This is a genomic window from Streptomyces aquilus, assembly GCF_003955715.1.
In the GTDB taxonomy this organism is placed as follows: Bacteria; Actinomycetota; Actinomycetes; order Streptomycetales; family Streptomycetaceae; genus Streptomyces; species Streptomyces aquilus.
In genome coordinates, this window is record NZ_CP034463.1 from 2,705,608 (window position 1) to 2,724,241 (window position 18,634).

The 18,634-nt window shown below is 69.9% G+C and carries 17 protein-coding genes; 3 read left to right on the forward strand and 14 right to left on the reverse strand.

Annotated features, from left to right (window positions below; genetic code table 11):
* Positions 1–74 precede the first annotated feature (74 nt).
* Complete coding sequence (locus EJC51_RS12525; RefSeq protein ID WP_126271141.1) at positions 75–1,526, forward strand: peptidoglycan D,D-transpeptidase FtsI family protein; 1,452 nt, start codon at positions 75–77, stop codon at positions 1,524–1,526.
* A gap of 25 nt (positions 1,527–1,551) precedes the next feature.
* Here EJC51_RS12525 and EJC51_RS12530 read toward each other — a convergent pair whose 3' ends face one another.
* Positions 1,552–3,009, reverse strand: a complete 1,458-nt coding sequence (locus EJC51_RS12530; RefSeq protein WP_126271142.1) for an NCS2 family permease — start codon at positions 3,007–3,009, stop codon at positions 1,552–1,554.
* Between the two features lie 233 nt (positions 3,010–3,242).
* Between EJC51_RS12530 and EJC51_RS12535 the strand changes: the two genes are divergently transcribed.
* Together EJC51_RS12535 and EJC51_RS12540 are read left to right on the forward strand one after the other, a co-directional pair.
* Positions 3,243–3,809: a SigE family RNA polymerase sigma factor gene (locus EJC51_RS12535; RefSeq protein ID WP_126271143.1), complete on the forward strand. Its 567-nt coding sequence runs from the start codon at positions 3,243–3,245 to the stop codon at positions 3,807–3,809.
* Positions 3,806–4,645 carry a hypothetical protein gene (locus EJC51_RS12540; RefSeq protein ID WP_126271144.1) on the forward strand — a complete coding sequence of 280 codons (840 nt, stop codon included), beginning with the start codon at positions 3,806–3,808 and terminating at the stop codon, positions 4,643–4,645. Before EJC51_RS12535 ends, EJC51_RS12540 begins: the two co-directional genes overlap by 4 nt.
* Before the next feature lie 255 nt (positions 4,646–4,900).
* On the opposite strand, the gene EJC51_RS12545 is transcribed toward EJC51_RS12540, so the two are convergent.
* The 13 genes from EJC51_RS12545 to EJC51_RS12600 form a co-directional block, all read right to left on the reverse strand.
* Positions 4,901–5,698, reverse strand: a complete 798-nt coding sequence (locus EJC51_RS12545; RefSeq protein ID WP_126271145.1) for an HAD family acid phosphatase — start codon at positions 5,696–5,698, stop codon at positions 4,901–4,903.
* A gap of 109 nt (positions 5,699–5,807) precedes the next feature.
* Positions 5,808–6,920 (reverse strand): right-handed parallel beta-helix repeat-containing protein, encoded by a 1,113-nt coding sequence (locus tag EJC51_RS12550; protein WP_126271146.1) that lies wholly within the window; start codon positions 6,918–6,920, stop codon positions 5,808–5,810.
* A gap of 38 nt (positions 6,921–6,958) precedes the next feature.
* The gene (locus EJC51_RS12555; protein ID WP_126271147.1) at positions 6,959–8,008 is read right to left on the reverse strand and encodes a dienelactone hydrolase family protein; all 1,050 of its coding nucleotides are present in this window, start codon (positions 8,006–8,008) and stop codon (positions 6,959–6,961) included.
* Positions 7,995–9,056 carry a pectinesterase family protein gene (locus tag EJC51_RS12560; protein ID WP_126271148.1) on the reverse strand — a complete coding sequence of 354 codons (1,062 nt, stop codon included), beginning with the start codon at positions 9,054–9,056 and terminating at the stop codon, positions 7,995–7,997. The genes EJC51_RS12555 and EJC51_RS12560 overlap by 14 nt, the downstream gene beginning before the upstream one ends.
* Position 9,057: 1 nt before the next feature.
* Positions 9,058–10,185 (reverse strand): pectinesterase family protein, encoded by a 1,128-nt coding sequence (locus tag EJC51_RS12565; RefSeq protein WP_126271149.1) that lies wholly within the window; start codon positions 10,183–10,185, stop codon positions 9,058–9,060.
* 160 nt (positions 10,186–10,345) lie between these two features.
* On the reverse strand, positions 10,346–11,680 hold the full coding sequence (locus EJC51_RS12570) for a pectate lyase family protein (RefSeq protein ID WP_126271150.1): 1,335 nt from the start codon (positions 11,678–11,680) through the stop codon (positions 10,346–10,348).
* 34 nt (positions 11,681–11,714) lie between these two features.
* Positions 11,715–12,509, reverse strand: coding sequence for a rhamnogalacturonan acetylesterase (locus EJC51_RS12575; protein ID WP_126271151.1), 795 nt, complete (start codon positions 12,507–12,509; stop codon positions 11,715–11,717).
* Positions 12,510–12,626: 117 nt separating this feature from the next.
* Positions 12,627–13,970: an ABC transporter substrate-binding protein gene (locus tag EJC51_RS12580; protein WP_126271152.1), complete on the reverse strand. Its 1,344-nt coding sequence runs from the start codon at positions 13,968–13,970 to the stop codon at positions 12,627–12,629.
* A 147-nt stretch (positions 13,971–14,117) separates the two neighbouring features.
* Positions 14,118–15,623, reverse strand: a complete 1,506-nt coding sequence (locus EJC51_RS12585; RefSeq protein WP_126271153.1) for a glycoside hydrolase family 43 protein — start codon at positions 15,621–15,623, stop codon at positions 14,118–14,120.
* Entirely contained in the window at positions 15,620–16,465 is an 846-nt protein-coding gene (locus EJC51_RS12590) for a DUF6807 domain-containing protein (protein ID WP_126271154.1), read from the reverse strand. The genes EJC51_RS12585 and EJC51_RS12590 overlap by 4 nt, the downstream gene beginning before the upstream one ends.
* Positions 16,465–17,604: a Gfo/Idh/MocA family protein gene (locus tag EJC51_RS12595; RefSeq protein WP_126271155.1), complete on the reverse strand. Its 1,140-nt coding sequence runs from the start codon at positions 17,602–17,604 to the stop codon at positions 16,465–16,467. Before EJC51_RS12595 ends, EJC51_RS12590 begins: the two co-directional genes overlap by 1 nt.
* Positions 17,601–17,756 carry a hypothetical protein gene (locus EJC51_RS47685; RefSeq protein WP_166682776.1) on the reverse strand — a complete coding sequence of 52 codons (156 nt, stop codon included), beginning with the start codon at positions 17,754–17,756 and terminating at the stop codon, positions 17,601–17,603. Before EJC51_RS47685 ends, EJC51_RS12595 begins: the two co-directional genes overlap by 4 nt.
* Positions 17,756–18,622: a carbohydrate ABC transporter permease gene (locus tag EJC51_RS12600; RefSeq protein WP_244363378.1), complete on the reverse strand. Its 867-nt coding sequence runs from the start codon at positions 18,620–18,622 to the stop codon at positions 17,756–17,758. The genes EJC51_RS47685 and EJC51_RS12600 overlap by 1 nt, the downstream gene beginning before the upstream one ends.
* Between the last annotated feature and the right edge of the window lie 12 nt (positions 18,623–18,634).

Consider the following 18,634-nt stretch of genomic DNA (forward strand, 5'->3'; position numbering starts at 1 on the left):
GCAGATGAACGTCCGATGAGAAACCCGGACGCAAGGGAACGATTCGCTCCGACCCGCTCGTCTACCAGTGCGGGATGAACAAGACGATCAGGCGCGCGTCGGTCTTCGCGCTGCTGCTGGTGTTCGCTCTGCTGCTGCGGGCGACCTGGGTGCAGTTCTACGAGGGCCAGGCGCTGGCGGACGACAGCGACAACCGGCGGAACGCGATCGAGACGTACTCGTCTCCGCTGGGGAACATCATCGTGGCCGGTAAGTCGATCACCGGTTCCGCGAGGACGACAGGGAGCGACCTCAAGTACAAGCGCACGTACAAGGACGGCGAGCTGTACGCCGCGGTGACCGGCTATGCCTCGCAGGCGTACGCGCCGACCCAGCTGGAGGGCATCTACGCCGACCTCCTCAACGGCACGGACAGCCGGCTGAAGAGCGTCATGGACACGATCACCAACCAGCGCGCCGAGCCGGGCAACGTGGTCACCACGATCGACCCGGCCGTGCAGAAGGCCGCCTATGACGCGCTCGGCGACAAGAAGGGCGCGGCCGTCGCGATCGACCCGAAGACCGGCCAGATCCTCGCGGTCGTGTCCACGCCGTCGTACGACCCGTCCTCGCTGACCGACGCCAACACCGCCGGATCGGCGTGGAAGAAGCTGACCAAGGACTCCGACAAACCGCTCACCAACCGCGCGCTGCGCCAGCCGGTGGCGCCGGGTTCGACGTTCAAGCTGGTCGTCGCGGCGGCGGCGCTGGAGGACGGCCTGTACTCGTCGGTGGACGAGCACACCGACAGCCCCGACCCGTACACCCTGCCGGGCACGGTCACCAAGCTGGAGAACGAGAACAGGTCGGCGCCCTGCGAGAACGCCTCGATCCGCACGGCGCTGCGCTACTCCTGCAACAACGTGTTCGCGAAGATGGCACACGACCTCGGGCAGGACAAGCTGCGGGCGATGGCGGAGAAGTTCGGCTTCAACGACAAGGAGCAGGACGTACCCGTCCGCGCCTACACCAGCGTCTACCCCTCGGACATGAACGAGTCGTCCACGGCCCTCACCGGCATCGGCCAGTTCGACGTCACCGCGACCCCGCTCCAGATGGCCATGGTCTCCGCGGCCATCGCCAACGACGGCAAGCTGGTCTCGCCGCACATGGTCTCGCAGCTCACCAACAGCGGCGGCGACGTGCTCAAGGACTACGACGACGACACGTCCACCGAGCGGATCATCAGTTCCGACACCGCCGAGCAGCTCCAGTCGGCGATGCAGACGGTGGTCGAGGACGGCACCGGCACGAACGCGCGGATCGACGGCGTGACGGTGGGCGGCAAGACGGGCACGGCCCAGCACGGCGAGAACAACAGCGAGACGCCGTACGCCTGGTTCACGTCGTACGCCAAGAGCGGGGGCAAGGAGGTCGCGGTGGCGGTGCTGGTGGAGCAGTCGAACGCGGCTCGCTCGGAGGTGAGCGGCAACGGGCTGGCCGCCCCCGTGGCCAAGGCCATGATGGAGGCGGCCCTCGGGAACTGAGACGTCCCGTGCGCTACTCGGCTCGTTACTTGGCGCCGAGAACCTGCTCGATCGGGTCGATGGCGAAGTAGACCAGGAACAGGGCCGACACACCCCACAGCAGCCAGTGGATCTCCTTCGCCTTCCCGAGCACCACCTTGATCACCACGTACGCCAGGAACCCGGCGCCGATCCCGTTGGTGATCGAGTACGTGAACGGCATCACCGCGATCGTCAGGAACGCCGGGATCGCGATGTCGTACTTGTCCCAGTCGATGTTCTTGACCTGCGTCATCATCAGGAACCCGACGGCGACCAGCGCGGGCGCGGCGGCCTGGAGCGGCACGATGGTCAGCAGCGGGGTCAGGAACAGCGCGAGCCCGAACAGCCCGCCGGTGATCAGGTTCGAGAAGCCGGTGCGTGAGCCTTCGCCCACGCCCGCCGCCGACTCGATGTAGGACGTCGCGGAGGACGAGGACGCCGCGCCGCCCGCGACCGCCGCCGCCCCGTCGATGAGCAGCACGCGGCCGAGGTTCGGGACCTTGCCCTCCTCGTCGAGCAGGCCCGCCTCCGCGCTGATGCCGACGACCGTGCCCATGGTGTCGAAGAAGTCGGACAGCACGAGCGTGAAGATCAGCAGGACGACGGTGACGATGCCGACTCCCGCCGCGTCGAACGCGCCGAACAGGCTGAAGTGGCCGATCAGGCCGAAGTCGGGGGTGTCGACCAGCTTGTCGGGCCACTCCGGCGTGGTCAGCCCCCAGCTCTTCACGTCCGCGGCCGAGTTGATGATCATCGCGAGGACCGTCATCGTCACGATGCTGATGAGGATCGCGCCCTTGACCTTGCGGGCGAGCAGGCCGATGGTCAGCAGCACGCCGAGGCAGAAGACCAGGATCGGCCACCCGGCGAGCGAGCCGGTACCGCCCAGCTGCACCGGAACCGTGGTGTTGGCGGCGTCCGGGATGCGGCTGACGAAACCGGCGTCGACGAAGCCGATGAACGCGATGAAGAGGCCGATGCCGACGCTGATCGCCTGCTTGAGCGGCTGCGGGATCGCGTGCATCACGGCCTCGCGCAGCCCCGTGACCACCAGCACGCAGATGAGCAGGCCCTCCAGGACGACCAGGCCCATCGCGTCGTCCCAGCTCATCAGCGGGGCGATCTGGAAGGCGACGACCGCGTTCAGCCCGAGGCCGGCGGCGAGTGCGAGCGGCAGGTTGCCGCCGACGCCCATGATGATCGTCATCACCGCGGCCACCAGGGCGGTGGCGGTGGTGAGCTGGACGGCGTCGAGGTGGTGGCCGAACTTGTCCTTGGCGCTGCCCAGGATGATGGGGTTCAGGACAAGGATGTAGGCCATCGTGAAGAACGTGGCGAAGCCGCCGCGTATCTCCCGGCCGAAGGTGGACCCCCGCTCGGAGATCCTGAAGTACCGGTCGACCCCGTTCGCCGCCTGTGGTGGGGCGGTTGGCCGGTCGGCCGCCTGCTTCGTCTCGGACATGGCTGTGCTCCTTGTTGCCTGAATGATCGGTGCGCGGATGCTGGCTGGATTGTTCCCGCGTTGAACCCGTTTCAGGTTTTCAGCGTGTTACGGAATCGGGGTCGGCCCGCCAGACCGTGTTCGACGCCCCGTACGAAACACGCTGTTGACCACTGCTACGCTTCCGGCTCTCGTCCGGGCACCTCCGGATGATCACATGTCATTCACAGGGCAGACACAGGGAGGTTTCGCCCGTGGGCACGGTCGTCGACGACGCAGCCTCCGCGGAGTTCCATGCCTTCTTCGAACGCCACTACGCCGAACTGTCGCGTCTCGCCCATCTGTTGACCGGGGAGTCGGACGCCGCCGACGACCTGGCGGCGGACGCGCTGCTCGCGCTGTGGCACCGCTGGGACCGGGTGCGCGCCGCCGACCAGCCGGTGGCCTACGCCCGTGGCGTCGTCGCCAATCTGGCCCGCACCCGGATCCGCAGCACCGTGCGGGAGCGGCGGCGGATCGCCCTGTTCTGGTCGCAGCGCGAGGAAAGAACCGAGAACCCGGACATACCGGGAGTAGTGGACGTCCAGGACGCTTTGCGCCGGCTCCCGTTCCGCAAACGGGCCTGTGTGGTGCTCCGGCACGCGTTCGACCTGTCGGAGAAGGAGACCGCTCTCGCCCTCGGTGTTTCCGTGGGTACGGTTAAGTCCCAGACGTCCAAGGGCATGGCCGAACTCCAGCGGTTGCTCGGCTCCGCGGGCGTACCCCGAAAGGTGCCCGTGCCGATGGCACGCGGCGGCGAGACCCTAGGACGGAACCGATGAGGCAGCAGGACGCGCACGACGAACTGCGCGCCCGACTGCATGAGGCGGCCGGGCAGCACGAGCCGGACCGGGCGCGCATCCTGGCACGGATCGAGCGCGGCATGGCCGAGCAGACCCGCCCCGACCACCGGGCCACCCGGCCGCCGGCGCTCGGCTGGGTGCGGGTGGTCTCCGCGACGGCCGCGGTCGCCTGTGTGCTCGGCCTCGGCGGCTACGCGGTCGCCTCGGCCGTGAGGGACGACGCCCCGGAGCAGACGGTCGCGACCACGGCGACGCCCGAGCCGTCCCCGGACGCGACGACCCGGGCGCCGATCCATCCGTCGGCCCCGCAGCCGGGCGAGACGCCGAGGACCGAGAAGCCGCGCACCACCCCCACCGCGAAGGCGCCCTCCGCGACCGCCACCGCGCAGCCGCCGGTCACCGCCCCCGGCGCGGAGGACGGCCCCCTGTGGTCGGCCGGTGCGGTCGACCCGCACAGCAACGACTTCTGGGCGCAGAGCAACCTCACCCTGAGGACCTCCGAGGAACTGACCGCGCTCACCGTGCGGTTGAAGATCGCCCAGACCGGCGGGGTGGCCTCGACGGGCGCCTGGCGCGCGCTGCCGGAGGACGACTTCACCCTCACCACCGAGGAGAAGGACGGGTTCCTCGTCTACACCTGGACGCTCAAGGAGGGCCGCAAGGTCCCCGCGGGCGAGTGGGTGTTCGCGGGTCAGTACAACCACCAGCGCGGCGGCCGGAACGCGGCCGGCGACCGCTACACGGCGACCGCTACGGCGGGCGGCGAACAGCTCGCGGTGAAGGGCGACTTCACGTCGCCCGACGGCGACTCGTAGGCCCCGCGCGGGGGGATCGCAAAAAATCCCGGAGACGCGGCAACCTTTTCTCCACCGGTGGCGACCAGGAGAGACAAGGACGATCTGGTTTCGTGCTCGGGAACAACCATTCGGTCGCTTTCAACGTCAAAAACAGTACACAGACCTGCTGACCTGAGCCCCCCTCGGTCAGCAGCCGCCGGCAGAGCCCCCCTCGGCCGGCGACGAGAACGCCCCCGTCAGTGACGACTGACGGGGGCGTTTTCGACCCGAGGATCAGCTGACGAAGTACGTCGGGTTCGGCAGCTTGTAGGTGCGGTCGGCGTAGCCGCCGTCCAGGTCCGAGTACTGGTCGCCGAAGTTGGCGATGATCTCGTACCCGAGGTCGTCCTCGATGTGCTTGCGGGTGCCGCCCTTGTACTGCACGGTCGTGCAGGTCCAGGTGCCCGGCGTGGCGCACGCGCTCAGGTAGGCCGGCGGGTTCGCCTTGTCCTTGAGGAACATGTGGTCGGTGTCGAGGTTCACATCGGCACCGATCTTCTTCAGGTTCGCCACGGCCGCGGTGCGCTGCGCCTCGGAGAGACCGGAGTTGTAGAAGACCTCGACGCCCTTGGACTCGGCGTACTGGACCAGTTCCGCGCTGCCGAAGACACCGGGGCGGTCGGCCTTGTTCACGTAGTCGGCCCACGTGGTCGAGTTGTACGTGTAGTTGTAGCGCTTCTCGTAGTCGAGGCTGAGCAGCAGCGTGTCGTCGATGTCGAAGACGACCGCGGGCTTCTCGCCCTTGTGGTGGGCCTTGCGGGCCGCCTGGTCGATGTACTTGCGGGCGGCCTTGTCGAGGGCCGCGAGGTCCTGGGCGTACTGGCTGTCCGGGGACGCCTGGTAGACACCGTTCGCGTCGGGCGTGGTGCCGTAGTACGTGTCGATGTCCTTGACCAGGAGCCCGATGTTGTAGGGCTCGTGGGTGCTGTTCGCCGTCGACTGACCGGCGGTGGCCGCACCGGCGCCGTAGAGGCCGGCGCCGGCGACGGCACACGCGGCGGCGATGGCCGCGATACGCAATGGCTTATGCATGACAGAGTTCTACGCGCGTCACCACGGCGGGCGCGAGACCCGTTGCCTGATCGATACCTCGTCCCCAGGCAAAAAACGGGTCAAGCGCCCCGGTCGTGGGTAAGGGCCGTCAGTTCATCGTGGCGCCGATGGTCGTCGAGCCGGTCGTGAGGAACGTCGTCGCGGGCAGGGTGCCGCTGGAGCTGCGGGCGTTGTACGTCGTCGACGCGTCCGTCGAGATGAAGGACGGGGTGGCGATCCCGGAGTCCCAGTTGTTGCCGGCCGAGGTCACCGAGGAGCCCTTGTTCACCGGGCCGCTGCCGTTGCCGACCGCGAGGTTCTTGCCGAGCTTCGCGGAGCTGGTGGCGAAGTAGTAGCCCCACTTGCTGTTGGCGTAGGCGGTGGTGCGGTTGATGACGATCGCGCCGGTGTTGGAGTTCTCGGTGAAGCCGTTGCCGGCGTTGCCCCAGGCGGCCGAGTTGTTGACGACGTGCGCGACGACCTCGCCGTCACCGCCCAGCTTGTAGCCGTTGCCGTCGCCCGCGAACGCGGAGTCGGACCAGCGGTTGACGCCGTTGCCGAAGGACCAGGTGTGCTCGATGGTGACGGGCGAGGAGAAGGACCAGAAGTCGATGCCGTCGTCGCTGTTGTTGTAGAGGCGGGCGCCGGTGATCAGGTTGCCGGTGCCGGAGCCGAACTTCACGGCGACACCGTCGGCGTTCTCGCCGTGGTTCGCGGCGTCGTAGTTGCCGTAGGAGTCGATGTTCTTGACGGTGTTGTTCACGGTGCCGTCGCCGGTGAGCGTGAAGCCGGAGTCGCCGCCGTTGATGGTCTTGATGTTGTTCCAGTTGGTCCCGGTGCAGGACTGGCAGACGACCGCGCTGTCCGGGGAGTTCTGGAAGGTGAGGTTGGAGACGTTCCAGTAGTCCGCGGTCAGCTTGAAGATCCAGTCGCCGCTGGGGAGCGAGGACCCGTCGATCTTCACGGTCTCGCTGCCGTACGCGGTGAGCTGGATCGGGCTCGACGACGTGCCGTTGGCCGTGGACTGGAGGGTCGCGGTCGGGTAGTAGGTGCCGCCGCGGACCTGGATGACGGTGCCGGCGGTGGCGTTCTTGATGGCGTTGGACAGGTCGGTGGAGTTGGCGACGACCACCGTCGCGGCCTGTGCCTGGGTGGGGAGGACGGCGATGCCCGATCCGAGGGCGAGGGCGGCCGTCGCGAGGAGAGCGGTACGACGAGACATGGAGTGCGGGTCCTTTCTCGTACTGCGGGGATGGGGGGTCACAGGACGTGGTCGAGCCAGTCGAAGACCTCGTCCTGCATGCGGTCGACGAAGACATGGCCGAACTCGGGCCAGGTCTTGAGGTGCAACCGCTCCTCGGCGTGGCGGGAGTGCCAGACGGCGCGCAACCTGTCGTACGCGATCCGGACGCCGTCGGCGGGGAACAGCGGGTCGAGCCCGCCGTTGAAGAACAGCATCGGCCTGGGGGCGGCGATGCTCGCCACGTCGGGGAAGTCGAGGAACCGGGGCAGCCCGGGGTGGAGCATGTAGTAGGACGACTGTCCGCGCAGCGTGTTGTTGCCGGGCACCATCACGTCCTTGAGGCCGGTCATCCAGCAGACGGCGGCCGTCGCGGAGACGGCGTCGGTGAGCGCGGCGGTCTGCCAGGCGCGGTAGGCGCCCATGGAGAAGCCGACAGCGGCGACACCGCGCCCGCCGTTCAGGCCCGCCAGGAAGCCGGCGGCGCGGGCGTCCTCGCGGGCCATGAGGCCGGCGAGGGAGGAGCCGAGGTTGTAGTAGGCGGAGGCGAGGGCCTGCTGGTCCTGGTAGGCGATCGGGCCGCGGTCGCCCCAGCCCGGCGCGTCGAGGCAGAGGACCGTGCAGCCGCGCCGGGCGAGTTCGTCGCCCACGAAACGTCCGCTGAAGTACTGGTCGGCCCAGGTCCGCGCGGCGGCGAGCCGGGTGTCGTCGTACCAGGGCCGGACGAGTTTCTCCTTGCCGATGTCGAACCTGGCCCCGTGGTCGTGCAGGAGCAGCACCGCGCGGAACGGTCCGGAGCCGTGCGGGGTGAGCAGGGCCCCACGGACGCGTTCGTGCCGGGTGAGGGAGAGGGTGACCAGCTCCTGGGTGTAGGCGTCGGTTCGGGCGCGGTCGCTGTACTCGGGTGCGTACGGTGTCTCGTCCTGCCGCTCCACGAGCAGGTGCGCCTCGACCGTCGCGCGGGCCGTCCGCCGCCACTCCCGGAAGTCGCGGATCGGTGAAGTCCCCCAGGCCAGAGGGAAGTCGAGGTGTTTCTTCAGGTCCTCGTAGAGACGGTCAGGAGTGGCCATACGGCTTCCCGACGCCGGCTTGGGTGTGACGTCGGGGACGCCAGTCGCCGAGGTACGTCGCCTTGGTGTGCAACTCGGCTTCGTCCGAGGAGAGTTGAGGCCGGTTCTCCGGGACCGTGATCACCGCGCCCGGGCCGGAGTTGCGGTACTCCCGAAAGCGCATGGTCTGCCAGGGGTACTGCTCCCGCATGTTGGTGTACGGGGTGACCGGGTCGATGCCGGGCCCGATGCGGGTGTCCCGGACGACGAGGGACGGCCAGGCGGTGGTCTCGTACGACGGCACCCAGGGCCGCGCGAGCTTGTACGCCGCGTCCTCGGCGCCGGAGGTGATGCGGGAGCGGACGGCGAGGATGCCGTAGGGGTTGGCCCGGGCGGTGGAGGGGGCGAAGACCATGCCCTTCGGGGTGAAGGTGACGTCCCGTTGCAGGGTGTGGAAGTGGCAGTCCTCGAAGACGGCGGTGGCCCGGCCGAAGACGAAGTCGACGTCGCCCGCGATGTGGCAGTGGTGGAAGTACTGCCGGTCGAAGGAGGTCAGCGCGGTCGTCTCGACGAACAGGGTGTCCTGGTGGGCGAGGAGCCGGACGTTGTCGAAGTGGGTGCGGTCGCCGTAGGTGTAAGCCGCGACCGCCTGGGTGCCGGTGATCTCGGGGTGGTCGGCGCGCAGCCAGTCGTTGGCGAGGGTGAGGTCGCGGACGGTGAGGCCGGGGGCCGCCGAGGTGAAGGTGGCGGAGCCCGCGGTGCCGTAGGTGGTCCCGTCGGGCTTCTTCGTGCCGTTGGCGTTGTCGTACACGATGACGGCGTCGCGCGGGTCGCGGGAGGCACCGCGGATCGTCAACTCGGCCTTGTCGGCGGGTACGTTGACGACCTCGCGGTACGTGCCCGGGTGCACGACGATCGTCCAGCCGGGGCCGGTCACCGCGTCCACGGCGGCCTGCACGGAGTCACCGGGCCGGACGTGCAGGACACGTCGGCCGGTCGCGAGGGCGTCCGTCGAGCCGACCGCCAGGGCGCCCGCCGTCAGGCCCGTCAGCAGGGTGCGTCGGCGCATGTCAGCAGACCTCCTTCCAGGGCCGCCAGTCGCCGAGACAGGCCTCGCGGGTCGCCGACTCGGCCTGCTCGTCGGTGAGTTGGGGCCGGTTCTCGGGGACGGTGATCTCGGCGCCGGGGCCGATGTTGCGGTACTCGGCGAAGCGCTGGTTCTGCCACGGGTAGGCGTTGGACATGTTGGTGTAGGGCGCGGCCGCGTCGATGCCGGCGCCGAGGTGGGTGTTCCGGACGGTGAGGCTGGGCCGGGCGGTGGTGTCGGAGCTCGGCACCCAGGGGCGGGCCAGCTTGTAGTACGCGTCCGGGGCCTCGCTGCTGACACGGCTCCCCGTGACCAGGTAGCCGCGGGGGTTCGCGCCGGCCGTGGAGGGCGCGAAGACGAAGCCGTACGGGGCGGCGGCCAGGTCGGTGCGGTCCAGGGTGCGGAAGTGGCAGCGCTCGTAGACCGCGGTGGCCCGGCCGAAGACGAAGTCGACGTCGCCCTCGGCGTAGCAGTGGGAGAAGTACTGGCGGGCGAAGACGGTCAGGGCGAGGGAGTCGGCGTACAGGGTGTCCTGGTGGCCGAGGAAACGGCAGTGGTGGAAGGCGGAGCGGTCGCCCATGACCTTGAGGGCGACGGCCTGGGTACCGCTGATGTCCGGGTGGTCGGCGCGCAGCCAGTCGTTGGCGAAGGTGATCCAGCGGGCGGTGAAGCCGTCGGCCCTGAGGGTGGTGGTGGCCGAGCCGGTGGTGCCGTACGTTCCCGAGCCGTCGGGCTTCGGGGTGCCGGCCGCGTTGTCGTAGACGATGACGACGTCCCGGGGGTCCTCCGAGGCGCCGATCCAGGTGGCCTCGGTGCGGGTGGCGTCGAGGCTGACGGTCTCCCGGTAGGTGCCCGGCGCGATGACCAGGGTCCAGCCGCTGCCGGTGGCGGCGTCGACAGCGGCCTGGACGGTGGTGTGGTCGCCGCGGCCGTGGGTGTCGACGTAGAGCGTGTGCGGGGTCAGGCGCCTGGCCGGGGAGCCGAAGCGGCCGAAGGGGCGGGGGCTCGCCAGGGCGGGGGTGGGGGCGAGGGCGAGGGCGGCGGCCGCGCCGGTGCTCGCTAGCAGGAATCCCCTTCTGGGCAGGGGGAGTTGGGCGTGGGGCGAGGACATGCGGGGGCTCCTTGGGAGTGCGGCTCGGCAGGGGGTTTCCTCGCGTGGGGGGTGCCGGGGCGGACGCGCTCGGGATGTGAGCACGACGCGGTCCGCCCCGGCCGTTCATCGGGCGGCGGGCGTCAGCGGGTGGTGCCGACGCCCGTACGCCGGGCAGGCGTCAGCAGGCGTTGCCGGCGCCCGCGCGGTGGTCGACGATCGCCGGGACCGCCTTGACCGGGTCGACCTTGGTGCGCAGGGTGGGCGTCCAGCCGGCGCCGGACTCCAGGGTCTCGGCCGGGATCTCCGCGTTGTGCACGGCGATCAGGTCGGTGACCTGGCCGTTCACGGTGTTGTCGGCGGCGGTCAGCGGCGCCGCGTTCCACCGCTTGAGCACCTTGGCCGCGCTGATCCCCTCCGGCAGCGTGAACGCGTTGTGCTCGGCGACGAGTTGGGACTCCTTGCCGATGCCGAAGCTGTAGGCGTAGTCGTCGTCCGCCACGAAGTGGTTGTTGTACGAGTCGACCTGCCCGAAGCGGACGCGCGGCGCGCGCTCGACCAGGTTCGAGAACAGGTTGTGGTGGAACGTCACCTTCAGGTGGCCCCGGTCGATCGCCGTGGTGGCGGCGTTGTCGCTGTTGCCGATGAGGATCGTCTTGTCGTGGTCGGCGAAGACGTTCCAGGAGGCGGTGACGTAGTCGGCGCCCTTGACGATGTCCAGCTCACCGTCGTGCTGCTGGTAGAGCATGCCGAAGTAGGTGGGCGCGGCGCTGTCGGGGTGGGAGCCGTCGGTGAAGGTGTTGTGGTCGATCCACACGTGGGTGGAGCCGTAGACGACGGCGGTGTCGTACTCGGAGTTCCAGTTGCCCTTGTCGCCGTCGGTCGGGTCCCACTGCGGGAAGCAGTCGATCGGGCTCTCGAAGGTCAGGTTGCGGACGATGACGTTGTCGACGCCGGTGATCTGGAGGCTGGCGCCCTTGAAGCCGGCGTTCCCGCCGATGCCGACGATGGTGGTGTTGGCGGGGACGGCGGCCTTGATGACCTTGTTCTGGTTCGCGGCGGAGGCCGCCCGCAGCCCCTCGGGACTGTCGGCGGGTTCGGCCGACAGGTCGGTGTCCAGTCCCCAGTTCTCCGGCGAGTACTTCTCCAGATAGGCGTCGAAGTCGTACCCGTCGGCGGCGAAGGCGTCACAGCCCTCGGAGACGGCGTCGATGGTCCCCTTCACCTTGATGATCTTCGGCGCGTCACCGTCGGCGGCGAGGGCGGCCTTGAACTCGGCCCAGGTGGAGACGGTGTGGACGTGGTCGGCGTCGGCCTTGGCGCCGCCGGTGGTCCCGGTGCCGTACGACGCCCAGCCGTCGTTGGCCGGCAGGGTCTGCCGGGCGAGGTCCCTTCCCTGCGCCTGGGCGCCGGGGCCGGTCACGGCGAGGACGAGGGCGGTGCAGCCGACCACGGCGGCGGCAGCGCGCGCCACCGAGATCACTGTGACATGCCCATGCCATTTCTGTGTGTTCATGGTGCGGCTCTCTCTTCCGGTACGGGGGATGGGGTTACACGGCCGCTTCGGGCCAGCTGATCCAGGACGTGGGGATCTCGTCGTCGATCCGGCACACGTCCCGCGGGCGCAGCACCCGCGTCCGCAGCAGCTCCTCGGCGACGAGCCGCGCCACGGCGATCGCGCCCGGCGGGTTGAAATGCGTGTTGTCCTGCTCGGTCGCGGTCCAGTTGAAGTACGTCTTGGTCTCCTCGACCCCGAGCCGCTGCCACAGGGCGAGGGACAGCGCCTGGATGTCGAGCAGCGCCACGCCCTCCTCCTCGGCCAGCGCCCGCATCGCCGCCGGGTAGTCGCCGTGGGTCGGCAGGGCGTTGCCGGCCGCGTCGAACTTGCGGCGCTCGACGGAGGTGGCGAGGACGGGCCGGGCACCATGGGCACGGGCGCCGTCGATGTACAGCCGCAGGTAGTCCTGGTACGTCGTCCAGGGCTCGGTGTACCGGGTCGGGTCGGCGGACTTCTCGTCGTTGTGCCCGAACTGGACGAGGAGGAAGTCCCCGGGCTGAAGGGCGCCGAGAATGACGTCCAGTCGCCCTTCGTCCACGAAACTCTTCGAACTCCGCCCGTTCACCGCGTGATTGGCGACGGGCCGGTCCTTGTGCAGAAAGAACGGAAGTGCCATGCCCCACCCGGTCTCGGGAGCGGCGTCGGCGTATTTCTGGGCGGCGGTGGAATCACCGGCGATGTGGAGCGTGCGATCACGGGAGGCGGCCTGGGCGGTACCGGTGGCCGCGAAAGCCACAGGTACGGCGGCGAGAGCAGCTGCCGTGACCTGACGGCGCGAGATTGACATGCGATGCCCTTCTTACCCTGGGGGCGCGGGGCTGTATCAATATGCGGCTCCGCCGCGTGGGCGCGACCAGCGACGGCGGACCCGCAACTCCCCACGAACCGAAACGGCCCCGAACTCTTAACCCTTCTGCGAATTCCACTCCGCCTGGGCGTCGTTCAGCTGATCGGCCAGCGTGTCCAGGAAGTCCTTCGCGCTCATCTTCCCGAGCAGCACCTTCTGGAAGTTCGGCTCGTTGTCGGCCTTGGAGATGGTTCCCCAGTCGGGCAGGTAGTACGGCAGCTGAACAATGGTGGTCGACCCGTCGGTCAGCGCGGCGGCGGCCAGTTTCGTGGGCTCCGCCTTCGAGATCCACGCGTCCTTGGCGGCCTCGTTGTTCGCCGGCACCTGCCCCGCGGACTCGTTGAACTTCGAGTTCGCCGCGCGCGAGACCGCGAACTCGATGAACTTCCAGGCCGCTTCCTTGTTCTTGGAGCTCTTGAACAGGCCGATGCCGTCCACGGGGTTGGACACCTGCACGCGCTTGCCGGAGGGACCGATCGGCTGCGGAATGCCGCGGAACTTCCCGACGCCGAGCGACTTCACATGGTCCTGGTACGAACCCAGGTTGTGGTTGAGCATTCCGATCGTGCCGGAATCCCACTGGGCGACCATCTTGGTGAAGTCGTTGTTGAGGTCGGCGGACGGAGTGTCCTTCTTGTAGAGCGCGGCGTACTTCTCCAGCGCCTCGACGTTCTTCGGGTCGTTGACGGTGGTCTTGTCACCGTCCCAGAAGGACGTGATGCCGCTCTGCCCGTACATCGCGTCCAGCGCCTGGGCGATGGAGCCGGCGCCGCCGCGGATGGTGTAACCGAACTCGTTCTTCTTGGCGTCGGTGAGCTTCTCCGCGGCCGTGTAGAACTTGTCCCAGGTCGTCGGCTCGTCGAGGCCCGCCTTCTTGAACAGGTCGGTGCGGTAGTAGAGGACACCGTTGTTGGCGGAGGTCGGCACCGAGTAGAGCGTGTCGTCGACGCCGCCGGCCGCCTTCAGCGACGTGAGCATGTCCTCGTTGAGCTTGCCGTTGAGGGAGGACTTGGCGAGCCGGTCGTCGACCGGTTCCAGCACCTTCTGCGCGGAGAAGCTGGCGATCATCGCCGCGCCGACACCGCCGACGTCCGGCAGACCGCCGCCCTGGATGGCGGTCTCGACCTTGGACTGGTAGTCCGCGGAGGGGATGCCGACGTACTCGACGTCGATGTCCGGGTTGGCCTTCTCGAAGTCGGCGATGATCGCCTTCCAGGCGTCGGTGCGGACACCGCCGTTGTTGTCCCAGAAGACGATCTTGCCCTTGCCGCTGCCCTCGTCGCCCTTGTCGCCGCCGGTGCCGCTGCCGTCGTCACCGCAGGCGGTGGCGGTCAGGGCGAGGACGGAACCCAGGGCGACGGCCATGGCGGCGCGCCTGCTTCTGCGGATGTTGATCTTCATGGGTCGGCTCTCTTCTTCTGGATCAAACACTTCTTCGACCGGGTGGAGCGGTGCGGTGGTGGAGCGGTGCGGTGGTGGCGCCAGGGGTTGTGGGGGCCAGTGGCGGACGTACGGCCCGGCTCCCAAAAGGCGTGCGTACGAGGTGAGTTACAGAGGGGTGATCCTGAACCGCGTGAACGTCGCCGAGCCCGCGTGACCGCTTCCGGTGGGGGCGAGCGCGACGAGGCCGAGCAGGGCGCCCACCCAGCGCCAGGGGGTGGCGGCGAAGACGGGGCCCGAGGGGTGCGGGCCGGCGCCGGTGTCGTAGGAGAAGCGGCAGCGGGCGCCCGCGCCGATCTCGATCCGCAGCCGTACCCGCCCCTCGGGGGCGACTCGCGGGTGGGCGGCGTCGCGTTCGTGCTCGGCGACGCCCTCGGCGAACCGGTGCACGACCTGGACCGTGCCGTCGGAGCCGCGCTCCAGGCCGATCCAGCCGAACGCGTCCCCGAGCACCGCCAGCCCGGCCCGCGCCCCCGGCTCCTCGCTGTCGAGGCGGAGTTCGACCTCGACGGCGGACGGCGGGCCGGGCAGTCGCTGGGTGAGGACGTTCGGCACTCTGCGCAGGTCGTGCGCGTCGGCCGAGCGGACGCAGGTCAGTCGGAGGCCGTCGGCGGAGTGCTGGGTGGCCCAGCCGGCCTCGGGGTTGGCGGTCCAGCTCCACTGGCGGCCGAAGCGTCCGCCGGGGAAGTCGTCGTCGGTGGCGGGCGCGGCGGTCGGCTGCGGCGGCAGCTTGGGCCTGCGGTGTACGGCCACGGGGGCGCCCTCGTCGCCGAGGACCGGCCAGCAGTCCGCGTCCCAGCGCATCGGCTGGAGGTGGACCACCCTGCCGTAGGCGCCGCGCTGCTGGAAGTGCAGGAACCAGTCCTCACCGGACGGCGTGCGCACCCAGCCGCCCTGGTGCGGGCCGTTGACGTCGGTGTCCTTCTGCTCCAGGACGATGCGCTCCTCGTACGGCCCGAAGAAGCCGCGCGAGCGGAAGGCGCCCTGCCAGCCGGTCTCCACTCCCCCGGCGGGGGCGAGGATCCAGAACCAGCCGTCGTGCTGGTAGAGCTTGGGGCCCTCCAGGGTGAACCAGCCGGGTATCCGGTCGCCGTCGACGATCGCCTTGCCCTCGTCGAGGAGTTCGGTGCCGTCGGGGCGCATGCGGTGGCCGGTGAGGCGGTTCTTGACGCCGGAGCGGGACTTGGCCCAGCCGTGCACGAGGTAGGCCTCGCCGGTGTCCTCGTCCCACAGCGGGCAGGCGTCGATGAGCCCCTTGCCCTCCTTCAGGAGGTGCGGGCGGGTCCAAGGGCCCCTGATCTCGGGGGCGTTGATCTGGAAGATGCCCTGGTCGGGGTCGCCCCAGAAGATCCAGAAGCGTTCGTCGTGATACCTCAAGGACGGTGCCCAGACGCCGCAGTCGTGCCGTGGTGTCCTGAACTCGGCCGCCGGTTCCAGGCGTTCGAGGGCGTGGCCGACCAGGGTCCAGTTGACGAGGTCACGGGAGTGCAGCAGCGGCAGACCGGGGGCGCGGCCGAAGCTGGAGGCGGTGAGGTAGAAGTCGTCGCCGACGCGGATGACGTCCGGGTCGGACCAGTCGGCGTCGAGGACGGGGTTGGTGTAGGTCGCGGTCACCGGCTCACCGCCTTGCGGACGAGCGCGGCGGCGCCGTGCCGGTCGAGGCGGCCGTCGGCGACGACGGTGACGACCCGGCGTACGAGAGTGTCACCGGTGGCGATCGGCACCCGCTCGGTGTGCGCCAACGACGAGCCCACGCCCGGGTATTCGGCGGTGCGCACGAACCACGGGTCGCGGCGGGTCCGCTCGGTGGCCCCGGCGAAGACCAGCGTCCAGGTGGAGCCGGCGAGGGCGAGCCAGGGGGCGCGCCGGCCGTGCGCCTCGGGCTCCCCCTCGGTGTCGGCGGTGAAGACGTCGGGCGCCCGCTCCTCCTTGCGGGCCCGCCAGAAGAAGCCGCCGTACGCGGCTCCGGGGCGGCCGTTGGTGGCCGGGCTGCCGATCGAGAGCGGGCGGTCGGTGACGTTGGTGAGCGAGAAGGTGAAGTCCAACGCCCAGGCGGTGTCGGCGAGTTCGATGGCCGCCACGGTCCGGCGCTCGCGCAGCAGCTCGCCGCCCGCGGCGACCCAGCGCAGCTCCTCCACGAAGCCGTCCGGGTCGCGCAGCTGGAACGCGGTGTGCCGCTGGGCGCCGTGGTTGTCGAGTTCGGTGGGGCCCTGGTCGCGGACGTAGGTGCGGCCGCCCCAGAAGTTGTGCCCCTCGACGTCGGGAACGGCGACACCGACGCCGAGGTGGTGCGGATGGTCGGCGGGGCTGAGCTCGGTGACAGCCGTGCCGGCCAGGGTGGTGACCGGGTGGAGGTAGGGGCGCGGGGAGAGCCGGGAGGCCAGCTCGGGCCGGGTGACATAGCGGCCGACCGGGCGGCCCGCGACGCGCAGGACGGGGGTGTCGTTGGCCGTCATCAGGTGCTCACCTCTCTCGGTGGCGCCCAGGGGGCGCCCAGCTCGGAGAACAGGGCGAGGGTGTCGGCGGAGGCCGCGACCAGGCCGTCGACGCCGGGGACGACCCGGCGGTCGGCCACGAGGTGCCAGGCGCCGCGGGGCAGCGGGGCCGGGTCGGGGGCGGTGCGGATGGCCTCGACGACCTTCATGAAGGCACCGGTCTCGTCCGGGGGGACGAGCAGGTCCGTGCCGTCGGTGAGGTGGTCGACGAGGTTCTCCAGCAGGTCGGTGCTGCCGTACTCGTACTCCTCGGGGCCGTGGCCCGCGCGCTGGAGCAGGACGCGGTCCTGCTTGTACCAGAACGTGATCCGGCCGCGGCCGCCGTGCACGAGGACGTACGGGTCGTCCGGGTGCTCGGCGCACAGCGTCGCCGCGACGGTGACCGGGCGGCCCTGTGCCGTGGTGACGCGGACGCACGAGGTGTCGTCGGACTCGATGTCGTTGGCGCGCAGCAGCTCGGTCCGGATGTCGGTGACGTCCTCGGCGCGCGTGGAGCCGTTCAGGGCGAGCCCGGTGGCGACGGCGTGCGCGAGGGGGTTGGTGAGCGCGCCGTCGATGACGTCGACGCCGTTCAGGCGCCGCTTGCCGGCCCAGGGGGCTCGCCGGTAGTAGGACTCCGGTCGGGCCCAGGCGCCCGCGCCCCCGATCCCGGAGATCTCCCCGATCGCCCCCTCGGCGATGAGCTGCCGGATCGCGGGCACGGCGTGCGAGCCCAGCGACTGGAAGCCGATCTGGCAGACGACCCCGGCCGCGGCGACCCCGTCGGCCATCCGCCGGAACTCCGCGTACGACGGCGCCGGCGGCTTCTCCAGCAGGAGGTGCACACCGCGCCGGGCCGCTTCCAGCGCCAGGTCCGTGTGGGTCGGGATCGGCGTGCAGATCACCGCGATCCGGGCGCCGGTGGAGTCGAGCAGGGCGCCGAAGTCGCCGGACTGCTCGGGCGTGCCGAGCCCCTCCGGGATCTCCGCGGCGTCGAGCGGGGTCAGCTCGCAGATGCCCGCGAGCCGCACGATCCCCTTGTCCTGGAGCCGGCGGATGTTCTCCAGGTGCCAGCGGCCGTGGCCGCGCGCGCCCGCCAGGACGATGTCTACGGTGCTCATGGGAGCCTCCCTGCGCCCGCGCCGCGCGCCACCTGCCGGTGGGCCGCGTCGGCGCTGTCGATCTTTGTGTGCAGGGTAGGTGTCCGGCCGACCTCGGCCGTGAGGTCGCGCTCGCCGCCCAGGGTGCGGCCCGCGATCCGACGAGTCCTCATCAGCCCTTCACCGCCCCCGCGCTGAAGCCGGTGATCAGCCACTTCTGGATGAAGGCGAAGACGAGGACCACGGGTACGGCCGCGATGATGCCGCCCGCGGCGAGCGCGCCGAGATCGACGCTGTCCGCGCCCATCAGGGTGTTGAGGCCGACCGGGATGGTCTGCTTCTCGGGGTTGTTGAGGAACATCAGGGCGAACAGGAAGTGGTTCCAGGAGTGCACGAAGGCGAAGGAGCCGACGGCGATCAGACCGGGCCGCAGCAGCGGCAGCACGACGATCCGGAACGCGGTGAGGCGGTTGCAGCCGTCCACCCAGGCCGCCTCTTCCAGGGAAGGGGGCACGTTCTTGATGAAGTTGCTGATCAGGATGATCGACAGCGGCAGCTGGAAGACCGTCTCGGCGATGATCACGCTGCCCAGCGAGTTGATCATCTGGATCTTGGCGAAGATCTCGAACAGCGGCACCAGCAGCAGCGCGCCCGGCACGAACTGGGAGCACAGCAGTCCCAGCATGAACGCCCGCTTGATCCTGAAGTCGAACCGCGCGAGGGCGTAGCCGCCGGCCAGCGCGACCAGGGTCGTCATGACCAGGGTGGCGACGCCGACGAGGACGCTGTTCTGGAAGTAGGTGCCGAACTCACGCTCCGTCCACACCTTCTCGAAGTGGGCGAAGGTCATGGGCCAGGGCACGAGCGAGGTGGACCCGGTCGGGCGGAGCGCGAAGAGCAGGATCCAGTAGAACGGGATCAGGGTGAAGAGCAGGTAGATCGACAGCGGGAGGTAGATCTGCCAGCGGGGCACGTCGTCCCAGGCGCGCTGGCCGGCCTTGGGGCGGGGCGACGGCGGGGACGTGCGGGCCTCGGACACGACCGGGGTGGC

Excerpts from the sequence above, each read along its gene's own strand:
- EJC51_RS12525 (WP_126271141.1), top strand. The coding sequence starts at position 75 with ATGAACAAGACGATCAGGCGCGCGTCGGTCTTCGCGCTGCTGCTGGTG.
- EJC51_RS12530 (WP_126271142.1), bottom strand. The coding sequence starts at position 3,009 with ATGTCCGAGACGAAGCAGGCGGCCGACCGGCCAACCGCCCCACCACAG.
- EJC51_RS12540 (WP_126271144.1), top strand. The coding sequence starts at position 3,806 with ATGAGGCAGCAGGACGCGCACGACGAACTGCGCGCCCGACTGCATGAG.
- EJC51_RS12545 (WP_126271145.1), bottom strand. The coding sequence starts at position 5,698 with ATGCATAAGCCATTGCGTATCGCGGCCATCGCCGCCGCGTGTGCCGTC.
- EJC51_RS12550 (WP_126271146.1), bottom strand. The coding sequence starts at position 6,920 with ATGTCTCGTCGTACCGCTCTCCTCGCGACGGCCGCCCTCGCCCTCGGA.
- EJC51_RS12555 (WP_126271147.1), bottom strand. The coding sequence starts at position 8,008 with ATGGCCACTCCTGACCGTCTCTACGAGGACCTGAAGAAACACCTCGAC.
- EJC51_RS12560 (WP_126271148.1), bottom strand. The coding sequence starts at position 9,056 with ATGCGCCGACGCACCCTGCTGACGGGCCTGACGGCGGGCGCCCTGGCG.
- EJC51_RS12565 (WP_126271149.1), bottom strand. The coding sequence starts at position 10,185 with ATGTCCTCGCCCCACGCCCAACTCCCCCTGCCCAGAAGGGGATTCCTG.
- EJC51_RS12570 (WP_126271150.1), bottom strand. The coding sequence starts at position 11,680 with ATGAACACACAGAAATGGCATGGGCATGTCACAGTGATCTCGGTGGCG.
- EJC51_RS12575 (WP_126271151.1), bottom strand. The coding sequence starts at position 12,509 with ATGTCAATCTCGCGCCGTCAGGTCACGGCAGCTGCTCTCGCCGCCGTA.
- EJC51_RS12580 (WP_126271152.1), bottom strand. The coding sequence starts at position 13,970 with ATGAAGATCAACATCCGCAGAAGCAGGCGCGCCGCCATGGCCGTCGCC.
- EJC51_RS12590 (WP_126271154.1), bottom strand. The coding sequence starts at position 16,465 with ATGACGGCCAACGACACCCCCGTCCTGCGCGTCGCGGGCCGCCCGGTC.
- EJC51_RS12595 (WP_126271155.1), bottom strand. The coding sequence starts at position 17,604 with ATGAGCACCGTAGACATCGTCCTGGCGGGCGCGCGCGGCCACGGCCGC.
- EJC51_RS47685 (WP_166682776.1), bottom strand. The coding sequence starts at position 17,756 with ATGAGGACTCGTCGGATCGCGGGCCGCACCCTGGGCGGCGAGCGCGAC.